The following is a 14,025-nucleotide window of genomic DNA, read 5'->3' as shown; positions in this document are numbered from 1 at the left end:
TCAAAATTGACAATTCAACAAGAAAAAGCTGATGGTTATGAAATTTCGGGATGTTAATAGGGAGTATATCAGTGGTTTACTTTTCACTTTGGCCGTTGTTTTAACGCTCAGCACATCATCATGTTCGAGAAAGCTTGTCTTTAAGGAATCTGCCATTGTCCCTGCTGCTCAGGGAAACGTAAAAGTAAAAAAAGACAAAAATGAAAATTATGCAATCGATCTATCGGTCCGGCACCTGTCACCCCCTGAAAGGCTGATCCAATCCAGGGACACGTATGTCTTATGGGCGGACACAGAGAGGAACGGGATCAAAAATCTGGGACAAATAAAAAGTAGACATGGTATTTTTTCGAAGGGATTGAAAAGTGACTTGAAAACGGTTAGCACGTTTGAACCAAGGAACTTCTTCATTACTGCCGAAAGGGCTGCGGACATTCCCTTTCCCGAGGGGCAGGTCGTGTTGACGACAGATTAATCGAGCGTTATTTGGTCACCTTTACATTTCACAGACGGCCCTCGGAGATTCTGGAAAATGCATTCGGTACCATTAACGAATACAAAAAACTAAACATAGAAGAGTATGAAACGCAGTCTCAAAAGTTTTACAGGTTTTTCCCTCGGCGCGACCGATGGTGAAATAGGAAAAGTTGAGGAGCTATATTTTGACGATGACACCTGGACTGTTCGTTACCTGGTCGTAAAAACCGGTGGCTGGCTTTCAGGAAGAAAAGTGCTGATCGCAACTCAGGCCATATTGGCACCAATTTGGGAGGATGAAATATTTCAGACCAACCTATCACTTGATCAGATCAGGGAAAGTCCGGATATTGATACCGACAAACCGGTTTCCCGTCAGGAAGAATCGAAATTGTACAGCCATTTTCCCTGGCATATCTATTGGGGGCCCGGCACAGGTTCTATGGGAGGTCTTATGCCATTATCAGAATCTGTAAAAGCCGCTCTGGCAGAGGAAAGAAAGAACAAAGGACTGCTCCCGGATGAGCATTTGCGTAGTACGGAAAAAGTGAAAGGGTATCATATCCATGCTACTGACGGAGAGCTTGGCCATGTTGTTGATTACATTGTTGACACTGAAAACTGGGAGATTGGTTTTTTGGTAGTCGAAACAGGTAGCTGGTTTTCACATAACAAAATACTGGTGTCCCCGACATGGATTTCGGAAATCAACTGGTCCACGGCCCGGGTGATTGTGAATGTAACGGTCGATACCGTCAAGAGCGGTCCGCCCTATGATCCAAACAACCCTGTGAATGAAGTGTACGAGACTAATCTTCGGGATTATTATGGAAGACTGGTTCGCTGAATAGAAGGGCTCATCATAAATAGCCGATTCATGGGAACTGAAGCATAGTCAATTGTTTTCTTATTTTTGGGTCAGGTATGACATTGCCAATCCCAGACAATTGCCATGAATTCTCCAAATATGCCCCAGTCACCCATAGACCAAATTCTCAAACCAGTCAGCAAGTTCATCCACCAGGAATTTACCGGAGGGATCATTCTCTTTGTTTGTGTTATCATAGCCATTATCTGGGTTAATTCACCCTGGGCGGAATCCTATCATCATCTTTGGGAAACGAGATTGATGGTTGGATTTTCGCGCTACGTTTTCAATCAGCCGTTACATATTTGGATCAATGATGGCCTGATGGCCATTTTCTTTTTTGTGATCGGGCTGGAATTGAAAAGAGAATTTATGGCCGGAGAGCTGTCGAGCCTCAAAAAAGCATCCCTGCCAATGATGGCTGCGCTGGGAGGAATGCTAGTTCCTGCATTTATTTATTTTGTCCTGAATCGCGGATTAGGATCGCAGGGAGGGTGGGGTATACCGATGGCAACGGATATCGCTTTTGCGCTGGCGTTGCTTTCGATGGCAGGCGATCATATTCCTAACTCTGTGAAAGTATTTCTGTCTGCGCTGGCTGTCGCAGACGATCTGGGCGCGGTACTGGTCATTGCGTTTTTTTATACAGCGCATATAGCATTCGCCCCGCTAGCAATCGCCGGAATCTTTCTGGCAGTGCTGATGATCGGGAACCTGATGGGAGTAAGGGGCACGATTTTCTATTTGATTATTGGCATTGCCGTATGGGCGGGTTTTCTTTTCTCAGGTGTGCATGCCACCATTGCAGGCGTTCTGGTAGCATTCACCATGCCAGCCCGGACAAAGATCAATGAGAAGGACTATGTCAGAAACGTCCGGGAATATACAAGCGATTTTGAGAATGCAATCCCGCAAAATGGCTCGCTGACCACCAGTGAGCAGCACCAGACGATCGAAAAAATCAAGAGGATCAGCATGGATGCCGAAACGCCGCTGCAGAAGGTGGAATATTCATTGCATCCCTGGGTTGCTTTTGTCATTATGCCGCTGTTTGCCCTCTCAAACGCAGGAATGGATATTGGATCCGACTTTTTTTCTTCCCTTATTAACCCGGTTAGCGCCGGAGTGGCCGTTGGCCTCTTAGCTGGAAAATTCATCGGCGTGGCTGGTTTTACCTGGATCATGGTGCGTGCAGGATTGTCTGAACTTCCCGATCGGGCCTCCTGGGCGCATATCGTAGGTGTTGCGATGCTGGCCGGGGTAGGGTTTACGATGTCACTTTTTGTTACAGGCCTGGCTTTCGGGCATGGAGAAATGGTCGACCAGTCAAAATATGGTATATTGCTGGCTTCGCTTATTGCGGGGATATCGGGCATCGCCTTCCTGAAAACAATCAAATCCTGATTTTACATGGGCATTAATAATATTCTCAAAAGGTTTGACATCTCTACTGAACGAGAGGGTTATACAGTCATTCACGACATTGTAGAAAGTGGCATTGAATTCCGCGGTACCAACCTTTGGATCCTGATTTTCGCCATTTTTATTGCGTCGGTTGGTCTAAATGTTAACTCTACTGCTGTTATTATTGGCGCGATGCTGGTCTCTCCGCTGATGGGGCCGATTCTGGGTATGGGATACAGCATTGCGACCTACGATTTTGCTTTATTTAAAAAGGCGTTCGTTAACTATCTGTTTGCCGTCATTGCGGGGCTTTTAACCTCAGCAGCCTATTTTTTTGTAACGCCCATTTACCAGGCGCACTCGGAACTGCTTGCCCGCACGCAGCCAAGTATTTATGATGTGATTATTGCCCTGGTGGGTGGCTTGGCAGGTATTGTGGCTATTTCCAGCAAAAATAAGGGCAACGTTATTCCGGGTGTAGCGATCGCAACAGCATTGATGCCTCCTTTGTGTACCGCTGGTTACGGGCTGGCTACCGGTAACTGGGGGTTTCTTTTCGGGGCCATGTATCTTTTAGCGATCAATACTGTTTTTATCGGGAGCGCGACGCTCATCACAGTCCGGTTGCTCCGCTACCCGATCCGTAACAGCGCAGACGAAGATCAGAAAAAAATGGCAAACCGATGGGTTACCTTCATTGTATTGCTAACAACCGTGCCTAGTATTTATTATGGATATCTGCTGGTACAAAAAGAGACCTTTATCCAAAATGCCAATAATTTTATCGCCAATGAAGGCTATATTGAGGGTGACTATCTTCTGAAAAATGAATTAGACCCTTCCAAAAGACAGATCAAGCTGATCTACGGGGGAAAGACAATAGACGACCTACAAAAACAGCGGCTGGCGAAGCGAAAGAGCATCTACGGACTTCATAACGCGACCTTAATTATCCAGCAAGGCTTTTCGATCAGCGATGTAACCAAGGACCTGACGCAGGCCGAACGATACCAGGCAGAGATCAACCGTCTCAAAGCTGAACTAAGCCTGAACATACGAAAGCAGGATAGTATTGTCACAATCAAAAAAGTGGGCAGCCCGCTCTACCGGGAAATAAAGCCGCTTTTTCCTGAGATATCGTATTGTTCGGCTGACAGGCAGATTTTCTATACGGATTCCAGCAAAACAAGACATTACACCGTTGTGGTTTTAGGCAGTAGAAATACCAGAAAGACAACACGTGACATCTCCCGTATCCGTAATTGGTTGAAGGTTCGACTGAAAAGCGATTCTTTAAAACTGTATGTTGAAAAATCGACGTTTTAGGTGGCAAAAACGGTAGTAGGGCTGACCAACGGGGCGTTGCGTTTGCCTGTCCGCCTCATTTTTTGTACCTTGCCGTCACTGTCAGAAGGCTTGCTTCGGCAAATTCGTTCGCTCTGCACAGTTCTTTAATACCAGCTGCATAATCCGCCAAGGCATCTTGCCCTTCATTCCGATCAGCACGAATCTGGTCAACTCAATCTGGATTTTGTGACCCTTAGCCCGCCAATTGGTGGTATGAGTTCTTTGTTTCATGTCAGGTCGCTCAGATCTGCAAAAGTAAAATCATTATGAACAACACTTTCAACACGCTCTTTCTAGGTAACACGCCTATTTCATGGCTGATTGCCATCGCCCTGCTGGCATGTCTTTTCATCTTTATACGTTTTTTTAAATCTATTGTAATCCGCAAGGCAAAGGCGTGGTCTGTGAAAACGACCACCACCTGGGACGATTACATCATTGAAATGATTGAAGGTGCGGTGGTGCCCTTACTTTATGTAGACGGTGTATATTTCGCCTTGACGACGTTAAGCCTGCCAGCAAAAGTGGAGAACATTGCGCACATCGTTTTTCTGATGGCCGTTACGTTTTTTGCGCTCAAGATCATTAGTTCGGCATTTAGAAAATTTGTATTTTCCTTCATTCAGGCCCAGGAAAACAGTGAAGCCAAAGAAAAGCAGGCCAGCGGGCTCATCTTGATGGTTAACATTGTGATCTGGCTGTTTGGGATCATCTTCATGATCGACAACCTGGGTTACAATGTGACTTCGCTCATTGCAGGGCTGGGCATTGGCGGTATCGCGATCGCCCTCGCAGCTCAGACAATCCTGGGAGACCTTTTCAGCTATTTCGTGATCTTTTTTGATCGCCCGTTCGAAATCGGGGACTTTATTGTGATTGATGACAAGTCGGGTGTAGTGGAATACATTGGCATTAAAACAACCCGTATCCGGACACTTGGTGGTGAACAGCTTGTATGCTCTAACACAGACCTGACCGATTCCCGGCTGCACAACTATAAAAGATTGCAGAAAAGAAGGATCGTGTTTAATCTGGGCGTCACATATCAGACTTCGCATGAGCAGCTTTCACAGATACCCGGTATCCTTCGAGGGATCATCCAGTCAAAACCCTATATTACATTTGACCGGGCGCATTTTTCTGGATACGGCGATTTTAGTCTGAATTTTGAGATCGTTTACTATGTCATGGATGCTGACTACACTTTCTATATGGACCAGCAGCAGGCCATTTATCTGGACATATTCCGTGCTTTTGAAGAAAGTGGCATCGACTTCGCCTACCCGACGCAAACATTAATAATGCAACTAGAAAACGCACATATCAAGTAAACGATTATATTTTATTTCGCAGGAATCAACCCACTTCGCCTCCATGGAATTATTTGTGCTCTTTTCAATCCTGATCTCGCTAGCGGCTCTTTTCTCCTATATCAATGTTCGCGTTTTCAAGCTGCCATCCGGGATAAGCCTGATGCTGATGGGGACTGTTGCTGCATTGGGTGTGATTTCGATAGGACATGTTTCGAGCATGTTTACGGCCATGGTCGAAGAGAAACTCCAATTGATTGATTTTTCCGAGTTCCTTCTTGGGATACTACTGAGCTTTCTTCTCTTCGCGGGATCGCTGCATGTAGATCTCACTGATTTGAAAAAGTCGGCAAAGAGTATTGCCAGTTTTGCAGTAATCGGAACTGTCCTTTCCACTTTTCTTGTGGGTTACGGGTTCCATTATCTAACTTCTCTTCTGGATATGCCAGTTCCGATTATCTTCTCTCTTATACTGGGTGCACTGATTTCTCCTACCGACCCGATCGCGGTAATGGGTATATTAAAGAAAGCGGACTTGTCAAAAACTGTGGAGACCAATATCGTCGGCGAGTCACTTTTTAATGACGGGATCGGTGTTGTCATCTTTGCAACTTTGCTTCAGATCGCTTCCGTGGGTATCGAAAATTTTGGTGCTGCCGAAATTAGTCTGTTATTCTTTCGGGAGGCGGTGGGCGGTGTAATTGCCGGAGCGGTAATTGGCTTTGTGGGTTACCGACTGATGAAGTCGATAGATCATTTTCAAACCGAGATTCTCATTTCCCTTGCTATGGTGATGGGAGGATATTCGCTGTGCCACTACCTGCATGTATCCGGGCCATTGGCTATGGTCGTAGCTGGGATTATGACCGGAAACCGTGGCAAAGCGCTGGCTATGAGTGATGTCACACGAGATTATCTGGGGAAATTCTGGGAGGTTACAGACGAAATCCTGAATGCAGTCCTGTTCATGTTGATCGGGTTGGAAATCGTTGTTGTCACTTTCAAGCTAAGCTATGTGGTGATCGGACTGATTACGGCGGTGATGATCGTCGTTGCGCGCTTTGTGTCCCTTTATTTTACGGCAACAGCTTTCAGGTTTATCAAACGGCTCGGTCCGGGAACGTTGAAGATCATGACCTGGGGTGGTTTGCGTGGTGGGATTTCCATTGCGTTGGCTCTATCTCTGCCTTCGAATCCTTATAAAAACATCATTGTGTCTGTCACCTTTGTGATTGTTCTGTTTTCTATCCTCGTACAGGGTTTTACAATAGAGCCGTTGATCAGGAAAATCGCCGGGAAGAAGAATCCGCAGGTTCCCGTTTAACGGTTTTCTCTTTCCATACGATCTAAAATGGCTTTCATCCGGGCAATTTCTTCTTTCTGCGACTTGATGATGCCGTCCGCAAGTTTTCTTACCTCGGGGTCTTTAATGTCTGCCGCCTGGCTGGTCATGATGGCTGAGGAGTGGTGCGGGATCATAGCCTTCATGTATTGCCGGTCACTAATTGGAACCTGATTTCTTAAAAAAGTCAATGCCAGGATGAAAACAATGATGCTGCCGATGTAAATAAAGGTATTGCGTTTCTTGCTGTCATACATCTTTTGCATAAAAAGCAGCATAGTAAGCGCCATAGGCGAAACCATCAGCAGGGTCATATAAAAGCGGGTAAGGCTTAGATAAATGTGGTCGGCGTTATCTACATTGAGGAACATCACCGCATACATGATCACGAATGAAACCGCGAGCATGGTAAAAAATTTAGGATAGTTGTTGTTTTCCATATTGCCGGTATTACGTAAGCCCGCATTTGCAAAACAATGGTGCCAATCCAAACAAGATTTGGAGGAAATTTTACAAGCGTTCCACATTATTGAACAAGTCGAATAATCGGTCCTTCTTGGTTCTCGAGACAGAAATCTGTGTTCCATCTTCCATGACAATAAATCCGCCGTCGTGGCGGAGGAATTTTTTAATGAAACGGGGATTGACAAGATGGGAGTGGTGAACCCGTATGAAACCATTTTCGTGCAGGACTTTTTCCACTTCTTTCAATGTCCGGCATATCAAATGCTTGCTTTTATCCTTGCAAAACAGTCGGGTGTAGTTGCTTTCGCTTTCACATCGAACAATGTACTGTATTTCCAGGAATTCCAGGCCATCGGATGTGGGGAGGGCCACTTTGGTTTTAGGCTTGGTGATGCTGGTCATCAGGTCATGCATCAGGCCGAGTTGGTCTTGGGCAAGGACTTTGTTTTTCTTTTGTTGCCAGCGGTGTAAGGTTTCTTTTAAATCATCTGCATCGACGGGTTTGAGCAAGTAGCTGATGGCACTGTAAGTAAAAGCTTTGATCGCATACTGGTCGTACGCAGTGACAAAAATCACATCAAACAAAAGCTGTTCCAGTCTATTCAAGATCTCAAATCCGCTTATTTCGGGCATTTCAATATCAAGGAAAACAAGGTCTACCCGATGCTTTCTAAGGTATTCGAGGGCGGCGGCACCGTCATTGAATTTTGCGACTACCTTAATTTGCGGTGAAGCTACCTCCAGAAGAAGCTGTAAACTTTCTGTGCAATGGATTTCGTCATCTATTAATACCGAAGAATAGGTCATAAGTTATGTTGATAGGTAAATGTAACCCGAGTTCCAAATGGGATGGGCCCTTCGAAAAGGTCCAGAATGTTTACCTGTATTTTGGGTTGAAAATTAAAGTTAAACAATTCAATTCTTTCACCGGCGATTCTCATTCCAAGACTTTGTTTATCATCCAGCAAGGTACGTTTGCTCGATGCTTTTCGACCTATACCATTGTCTTCAACTATAAATATAAAACCCTCACCATAAGGTCTGACGGTAATTGTCAGTTTTTTTGACTCTCTTGAACTGGGTACCAAGCCATGTTTCACTGCATTTTCAATGTAAGGCTGCAGAAGCATTGGCGGTACCATAATTTCGGATATATCGATTTCTCTGGAAATATCCAGGTTAAATTCGAGGCCCTGGTCGAATCGCAGACTTTCTAATTGAACATAAAGCCTGTTTGTTTCGATTTCGTCGGCCAGGCTAATAACGTGCTCACGGGAGTTCTGGAGAATGTAGCGAAGTAATTTTGAAAACCGGGTCAGATAAGTCGCCGCGCTGTCATAATCTTTTTTCAGAATCTGGTAACGAATAGAATTCAGGCTGTTGAAAATAAAATGCGGGTTCATCTGGCTCCTCAGCAGGCTCATTTCCATTTCCGAAAGTTGGCGCTCAAAAGTCGATTGCAGCTGGATTTGTTTTTGCTCCTCAATCAGCCGGGTTTTTTCAATGACTACTTCAGTCCTTTCTGCGACCATTGCTTCAAGCCGTTCCGTTTCGGATGCCGCCATTTTTTTATTCAGCTCAAGCTGCTCAATATAGGCGTTGGAAGCTTTATCTTTTTCATTTTGAGCCAGCCGTAATTTGTACCCAAGTGCCAGCGCGAAGCAAAGGCTTTCCAGTAAAATACCTGTTTTAAAGGAAACTATTGGGTTAAAGTTTACCTCGCCAAAAAAAAGGTGCCTGCTTTTGGGATCAACTACGACGGCAAAGAGACTACCGGCAAAGAAGAATGAGCTTCCTGCAATAAAGAACCATTTGACGGGGCTTCGGACTTGAAGAATGATCCAGATCAATAAAAGTAATGAAAAGGGGAGAATCGCAATTCGGGAAAAGACGAATGCTTTTTGCTGAAGAGGATAATCGAAGTCATAAAAGTTATAGGTCAATAGCAACATCCCGGCAGAAACCAGCAAGGCAATGAAACATTTTGTCAGCCTGTTTAGCCAGCCGTAACGTTCATTCATGTCCAGCAGCGATTTTCCGAAAGCGACATAAGCTGCAAAGAAAAGGTACTGGACAGGCTCACCCAGCTTATAGGTCAGCGGATAGTTCAAATAGGCAATCCGTGCTATAAAGGAGTAAGGAAGTGTTTTGACAACAATGGAATAAAGCCCGGCTCCTAAAAGGTAAAGTCCGTATAGCAGGAACACCTTTTGGCGCACCTTGATAAAAATAAAGAGAAAGAACAGCATTGCAAATGTGACTGCTCCCAGAAAAAAACCATTGAACTCAATTCTGTCTACGAAATTACGATACCCCTCAACGGAGGTGCGCAAGCTTCGCTCCCGCGTTTGGGCGTATATGTCGGTCATAGAAAAAGGTCTTCCGGTATCACTCCACAGCCGGATATGAAGGCTTAATGCCTGACGACTTTTCAGATAGATGGGCACCAGCCCAGGTTCTTCTGGATAGTGCCAACTGCGAACATCGGTATACGGCCCGGTTCCCAGACTAAAGGTCGTATCAGCATTATTTGCAAACACGATAATACTGTCCGCAGCCCTGAAATCAAGATCAAGGAAGACATCAGAATCCTGTTCATTATAAACTGTTGTTTTCAACCAGATGTAGCCACTTGGTGGAGTGGCTGAAAGACTATCGATTAACCCCCATTTTTCTGAGCGGGAAATCTTCGAAAAATGAGCTGCCGGATTGTTTGTGAAATAGACATTGCCTGTTACCCAGAGCCGTTCACGATCTTTGATCCGGCTTAGGAAAACGGTGTCTTGTGCGAAAATGGCCGCTGAGGGGCAGAGCACGATCAGAAGCAGGATCAGTCGGGATTTCATACACTGGAGGCTTGTCATTTACAAATCTAGTGACGCACAAAACGATAACAGCCTACATTTAGCGGATCGCACGTGCGAATTAGTACACTGCATATATTGACCTGCGACCGGTTCCTGTTATGGGTCAATTAGGTTGATTGCTCTGTCAAACGGGTCAACTGCTCAGTGTGTATTTTATATCATTATCAGGAAGGGAATATTTGAATATTCATCCAATTTCTTTAAATGTTATGAATAAAACTCAAATTTTCCTAGCGCTGTGTTTAGTAGCCGGCCCAGCCAATGCGCAAATTATTGATCCGAAGAGAACAGCTGAACGAAAGGCAACCGACCGGGCCAACAACCGCATTGACCAGTCAATAGATAAGGGATTTGACAAAGTGGAGGAAGGAATCGGCAGTCTTTTCAAAAAGAAAAATAAAAAGGAAAAGCAGGGACAGGAGGAGGTGTCGGAAAGTAAGGAAGATACCCCAAAACAAACTGATTCAGGAGCAGGGAAGGAAACCGCTGCATCGAAAACGGCTGCATCTGCACTTTCCTACTACTCAAAGTTTGATTTTGTTCCAGGTGAGAAGGTGATCGCGGCAGAAGATTTCTCGAATACCAATATTGGTGATTTCCCCGTGGGGTGGAATACTAATTCATCGGCTGAAGTGATAACGCTGGGTGATAGCCCTGTCAAATGGTTGTTTATGAGCAAGGATGGCTTTTTTCAGCCAGAATTTATCAAAGATATGCCGGAAAATTTTACAATTGAATTTGACGTGTTTACCCGCTACCGAAGCTCGAACATTTTAGAATATCAGTTCCAGATCGCGTCTTCCGCAAGTCCTAAAAAAGATTTGTCCGAAGAGTACACCAGTAATTACTTTCAGTTCAAGTGGTTAGCCAGCAACACTTCTACCAGCTTTTATGTGGTTGAAAATGGGGAAGTTGTCAATAAGAATGAAGGCTTTTCGGTAAAAGATTTTGCCTCCGAGGACGTCGAACATTTAGAGCCGGTTAGAGTGAGGATTTCGATCTGGCGACAAAAAAGTAGGCTTAGGATTTACGCCAATCAAAATAAAATTGTCGACATCCCACAGGCTTTCGATTCAAAACTAAAATATAATGTTTTTAAATTCGGGGGCAAATATCTCAACTTCTCCGAAAATGAGAACAGGGATGAGTTTATGGTTTCTGACATTCGCTATGCCATTGGGTCAGCAGATACCAGGAGCAAATTAATTACTGCTGGAAAGTTGATAACCCGAGGGATTTTATTCAACACAAATTCCGATGTTATTCAACCGTCGTCGTATGGAGTGCTGAAAGATATTGCAGGCGTTTTGGCTGAAAATCCGACAGTTAAGATTAAGATTGTGGGGCATACCGACAGCGATGGAGAAAATCAGGCCAATCTTATTTTATCTCAGAAAAGAGCGGCAGCTGTGAAAAGCATGTTGTCGGGAGAGTTTAAAATCGATCCGTCAAGAATGTTGACCGATGGAAAAGGAGAAAACGAGCCATCGGATTCAAACGATACGCCGACTGGCAAGGCGAACAACAGACGGGTCGAGTTCACAAAGTTGTGATCCGATTCATAGTCTAAGGAAGCTTTCCGATATCAATTCAACTAAGGCTAGCTTATTCCATTATTTTTTTGCTAAGCCTGTTGCCATGTGGCGGTACTGTTGAGAATAAAGATCAGCAGGCCCGATCAAAGGATGAAATAATAAAGCGGCTGATCCCGGTTTGAAAAACGCATAAAGCTGTCCTTACCTAATTTTTTCACGGAACTTAAACTTTAAGATCCAAATTTTGGCGGCTTAACCGTGATAATGACTATGAGATGCCCGGGTAGCTTTCATTTGTCATCCCGACAGGATTTCTTCCCCTTGTTGGTGGACGCTTGCAGCGCAAATCACGATTCTACATCGCATACAGGCTAATGTTGAATGACGCAGCCTGTATCGTCGAGGTAAATATTATAGCGGATCCGCTTAAAAAATTGCCGTCGAGTGAAACTCAAATTAGAAAGTACATAGATTTGCTGTGACTATCACGTCGAAAATATGTTAATTTGAGTATCAAAGAAATAGGATGTGAGAAATAGCAGTATTAAAAAATATTACAGTTTTCTAAAGTTCAGGCGCAATTTTACGCGTTACAGCATTGGTAAATTCAGAAGCTACGAAATCGTTATCTTTTGGCTTAAAAGTTTTCTTACCAGAAGCCAGTTTCTGATACTTTCAGGTATTTTGGTGGGAAGCACCGCTGGCTTTGCCGGGGTAATTTTGAAATCGCTGGTTCATTATATCCACTATGTGATCACTGCGAAGGTCCACTTCGAAGACCAGATACTCTTCTACCTCATTTTTCCGTTTTTGGGGATTGTCATCACTACCATCGTTGTGAAATACATTTTTAATGGTCAGGATAAAAAGGGAATTCCCGTGATCCTGCACGAAATTGCTCAAAACGCCAGCAAGGTATCGCCGGTGAAAATGTATTCGCAGATCGTACAGAGCGCAATTACGGTGGGTTTTGGAGGTTCTGCGGGATTAGAAAGCCCCATCGCTGTTACCGGCGCAGCGATCGGTTCCAATTTCGCACAGACTTACAAGCTGGATTACAAGGAGCGGACATTGTTGCTCGCTGCCGGTGCCACAGCTGGCATCGCGGCTGCGTTTAATGCACCTATCGCCGGTGTCATGTTCGCCATAGAGATTTTACTTACCGGAGTTGTCTTTTCAGATTTTATTCCGCTTGTTGTAGCTGCGGTATGCGGAAGTTTGATATCGCGCATACTGCTCAAGGAAGAGGTACTCTTCCTTTTTCGTTCACGCGGGACATTTGACTATCACAATCTCCCTTATTACCTGCTTTTAGGAATTCTTTGTGGTCTTTATGCCAGGTATTTTCTGTTGATAGCAAGATACATAGAAGGATTTTTTCATTCATTAAAAATGTCAAGGGTTCAGAAGGCAATGCTGGGGGGCTCGATACTGTCCTTGCTTTGTGTGCTGTACCCTCCCTTGTTTGGAGAAGGATATGAGACGATCAAATCCTTTACAAACGGAGAAATTCAGAAAGTAATCAGCAATAGCTTTTTCCGATACATCGGATATCGGGAATGGGTTATCATTTTATTTGTCGGTGTAATTTGTCTGCTCAAAGCTTTCGCTACATCCATCACCATTCAGAGTGGCGGCAATGGCGGCAATTTTGCGCCGTCGCTTTTTGCGGGAGGGTCGTTGGGCTACGCATTTGCCCTGCTTTGTATGCGGGCTGGCATGGCAGATGTGCCTATGACGAACCTGATTCTTGTTGGTATGGCGGGGGTAATGAGTGGTGTGCTCTACGCTCCCTTGACTGCTATTTTCCTGATTGCCGAATCCAGTTCCGGATATGATCTTTTTATCCCTCTGATGATAGTTTCGGTCATTGCTTTTTTAATGGCCAAATGGTTTTCTCCAACCTCACCGGAAATGGAAAGGTTTGTCAAGGAAAGGCAGATCTTTACCAGGGAGCATGATAAAAATTTATTATCGTTGCTTCATACGATGGATTTAGTCGACAAGGATACCCAGCTTATCAGCGAAACTGCTTCAATGAATGAGCTCATGGAGGTTTTGAAGAATGGGCACCGAAACCTGATTGCAGTTTTAAACGACAAGTCTGTACTGACTGGAATTATCAATCTCGATGGGATAAGACCAATACTGTTTGGCGGGGAGCTGGATAAATCATTAGAGGTAAAAAGTCTGATGAAACCAGTCGGAAGGGTTGTTTATGAGTCAGATTCAGTTGTCGATGTCGCGAAGAAATTTGACGAAACCGCGTTGTGGAACCTGCCCGTGATTAAAACCAACGGAGAGTTCGCAGGTTTTATCTCCAAATCAAGTGTGCTTGACCGATATAGGAAGCTTTTGCAGGAACACTCAGGCTAGTGCGGTACCGGGCTAAACTTTCCCATTTGCCATG

11 protein-coding genes are annotated in these 14,025 nt (G+C 44.6%); 8 read left to right on the top strand and 3 right to left on the bottom strand.

Annotated elements, in window-relative coordinates; all coding sequences use genetic code 11:
- The first annotated feature begins 37 nt into the window (after positions 1 to 37).
- The 6 genes from ON006_RS13525 (at position 38) to ON006_RS13500 (ending at position 6,730) form a co-directional block, all read left to right on the top strand.
- The gene (locus tag ON006_RS13525; protein WP_244820324.1) at positions 38 to 475 is read left to right on the top strand and encodes a hypothetical protein; all 438 of its coding nucleotides are present in this window, start codon (positions 38 to 40) and stop codon (positions 473 to 475) included.
- A gap of 105 nt (positions 476 to 580) precedes the next feature.
- Positions 581 to 1,324 (top strand): PRC-barrel domain-containing protein, encoded by a 744-nt coding sequence (locus tag ON006_RS13520; protein ID WP_244820323.1) that lies wholly within the window; start codon positions 581 to 583, stop codon positions 1,322 to 1,324.
- Between the two features lie 120 nt (positions 1,325 to 1,444).
- A complete protein-coding gene (gene nhaA / locus ON006_RS13515) occupies positions 1,445 to 2,749 on the top strand; it encodes a Na+/H+ antiporter NhaA (protein ID WP_244820322.1) in 1,305 nt (434 codons plus the stop codon).
- Positions 2,750 to 2,755: 6 nt separating this feature from the next.
- Positions 2,756 to 4,075 carry a DUF389 domain-containing protein gene (locus tag ON006_RS13510; protein ID WP_244820321.1) on the top strand — a complete coding sequence of 440 codons (1,320 nt, stop codon included), beginning with the start codon at positions 2,756 to 2,758 and terminating at the stop codon, positions 4,073 to 4,075.
- A 287-nt stretch (positions 4,076 to 4,362) separates the two neighbouring features.
- Complete coding sequence (locus tag ON006_RS13505) at positions 4,363 to 5,427, top strand: mechanosensitive ion channel family protein (protein ID WP_244820320.1); 1,065 nt, start codon at positions 4,363 to 4,365, stop codon at positions 5,425 to 5,427.
- A 43-nt stretch (positions 5,428 to 5,470) separates the two neighbouring features.
- Positions 5,471 to 6,730 carry a cation:proton antiporter gene (locus ON006_RS13500; RefSeq protein ID WP_244820319.1) on the top strand — a complete coding sequence of 420 codons (1,260 nt, stop codon included), beginning with the start codon at positions 5,471 to 5,473 and terminating at the stop codon, positions 6,728 to 6,730.
- On the opposite strand, the gene ON006_RS13495 is transcribed toward ON006_RS13500, so the two are convergent.
- The 3 genes from ON006_RS13495 to ON006_RS13485 all read right to left on the bottom strand — a co-directional run bounded on the left by ON006_RS13495 (position 6,727) and on the right by ON006_RS13485 (position 10,059).
- Positions 6,727 to 7,188, bottom strand: a complete 462-nt coding sequence (locus tag ON006_RS13495) for a DUF305 domain-containing protein (RefSeq protein ID WP_244820318.1) — start codon at positions 7,186 to 7,188, stop codon at positions 6,727 to 6,729. The genes ON006_RS13500 and ON006_RS13495 overlap by 4 nt on opposite strands.
- Positions 7,189 to 7,258: 70 nt before the next feature.
- Positions 7,259 to 8,020 (bottom strand): LytR/AlgR family response regulator transcription factor, encoded by a 762-nt coding sequence (locus ON006_RS13490; RefSeq protein ID WP_244820317.1) that lies wholly within the window; start codon positions 8,018 to 8,020, stop codon positions 7,259 to 7,261.
- Positions 8,017 to 10,059 (bottom strand): histidine kinase, encoded by a 2,043-nt coding sequence (locus ON006_RS13485; protein ID WP_244820316.1) that lies wholly within the window; start codon positions 10,057 to 10,059, stop codon positions 8,017 to 8,019. The genes ON006_RS13490 and ON006_RS13485 overlap by 4 nt, the downstream gene beginning before the upstream one ends.
- A 230-nt stretch (positions 10,060 to 10,289) precedes the next feature.
- Between ON006_RS13485 and ON006_RS13480 the strand changes: the two genes are divergently transcribed.
- Positions 10,290 to 11,633 (top strand): OmpA family protein, encoded by a 1,344-nt coding sequence (locus ON006_RS13480; protein WP_244820315.1) that lies wholly within the window; start codon positions 10,290 to 10,292, stop codon positions 11,631 to 11,633.
- A 510-nt stretch (positions 11,634 to 12,143) separates the two neighbouring features.
- On the top strand, positions 12,144 to 13,991 hold the full coding sequence (locus tag ON006_RS13475) for a chloride channel protein (RefSeq protein ID WP_244820314.1): 1,848 nt from the start codon (positions 12,144 to 12,146) through the stop codon (positions 13,989 to 13,991).
- The last annotated feature ends 34 nt before the right edge of the window (positions 13,992 to 14,025 follow it).

The sequence above is a fragment of the Dyadobacter pollutisoli genome, assembly GCF_026625565.1.
Lineage (GTDB): Bacteria > Bacteroidota > Bacteroidia > Cytophagales > Spirosomataceae > Dyadobacter > Dyadobacter pollutisoli.
The sequence above is the reverse complement of the archived record's forward strand: the minus strand, read 5'-3'. Positions and strand labels throughout refer to the sequence as shown.

Excerpts from the sequence above, each read along its gene's own strand:
- ON006_RS13505 (WP_244820320.1), top strand. The coding sequence starts at position 4,363 with ATGAACAACACTTTCAACACGCTCTTTCTAGGTAACACGCCTATTTCA.
- ON006_RS13500 (WP_244820319.1), top strand. The coding sequence starts at position 5,471 with ATGGAATTATTTGTGCTCTTTTCAATCCTGATCTCGCTAGCGGCTCTT.
- ON006_RS13495 (WP_244820318.1), bottom strand. The coding sequence starts at position 7,188 with ATGGAAAACAACAACTATCCTAAATTTTTTACCATGCTCGCGGTTTCA.
- ON006_RS13510 (WP_244820321.1), top strand. The coding sequence starts at position 2,756 with ATGGGCATTAATAATATTCTCAAAAGGTTTGACATCTCTACTGAACGA.
- ON006_RS13480 (WP_244820315.1), top strand. The coding sequence starts at position 10,290 with ATGAATAAAACTCAAATTTTCCTAGCGCTGTGTTTAGTAGCCGGCCCA.
- ON006_RS13520 (WP_244820323.1), top strand. The coding sequence starts at position 581 with ATGAAACGCAGTCTCAAAAGTTTTACAGGTTTTTCCCTCGGCGCGACC.
- ON006_RS13525 (WP_244820324.1), top strand. The coding sequence starts at position 38 with ATGAAATTTCGGGATGTTAATAGGGAGTATATCAGTGGTTTACTTTTC.
- nhaA (WP_244820322.1), top strand. The coding sequence starts at position 1,445 with ATGCCCCAGTCACCCATAGACCAAATTCTCAAACCAGTCAGCAAGTTC.
- ON006_RS13485 (WP_244820316.1), bottom strand. The coding sequence starts at position 10,059 with ATGAAATCCCGACTGATCCTGCTTCTGATCGTGCTCTGCCCCTCAGCG.
- ON006_RS13490 (WP_244820317.1), bottom strand. The coding sequence starts at position 8,020 with ATGACCTATTCTTCGGTATTAATAGATGACGAAATCCATTGCACAGAA.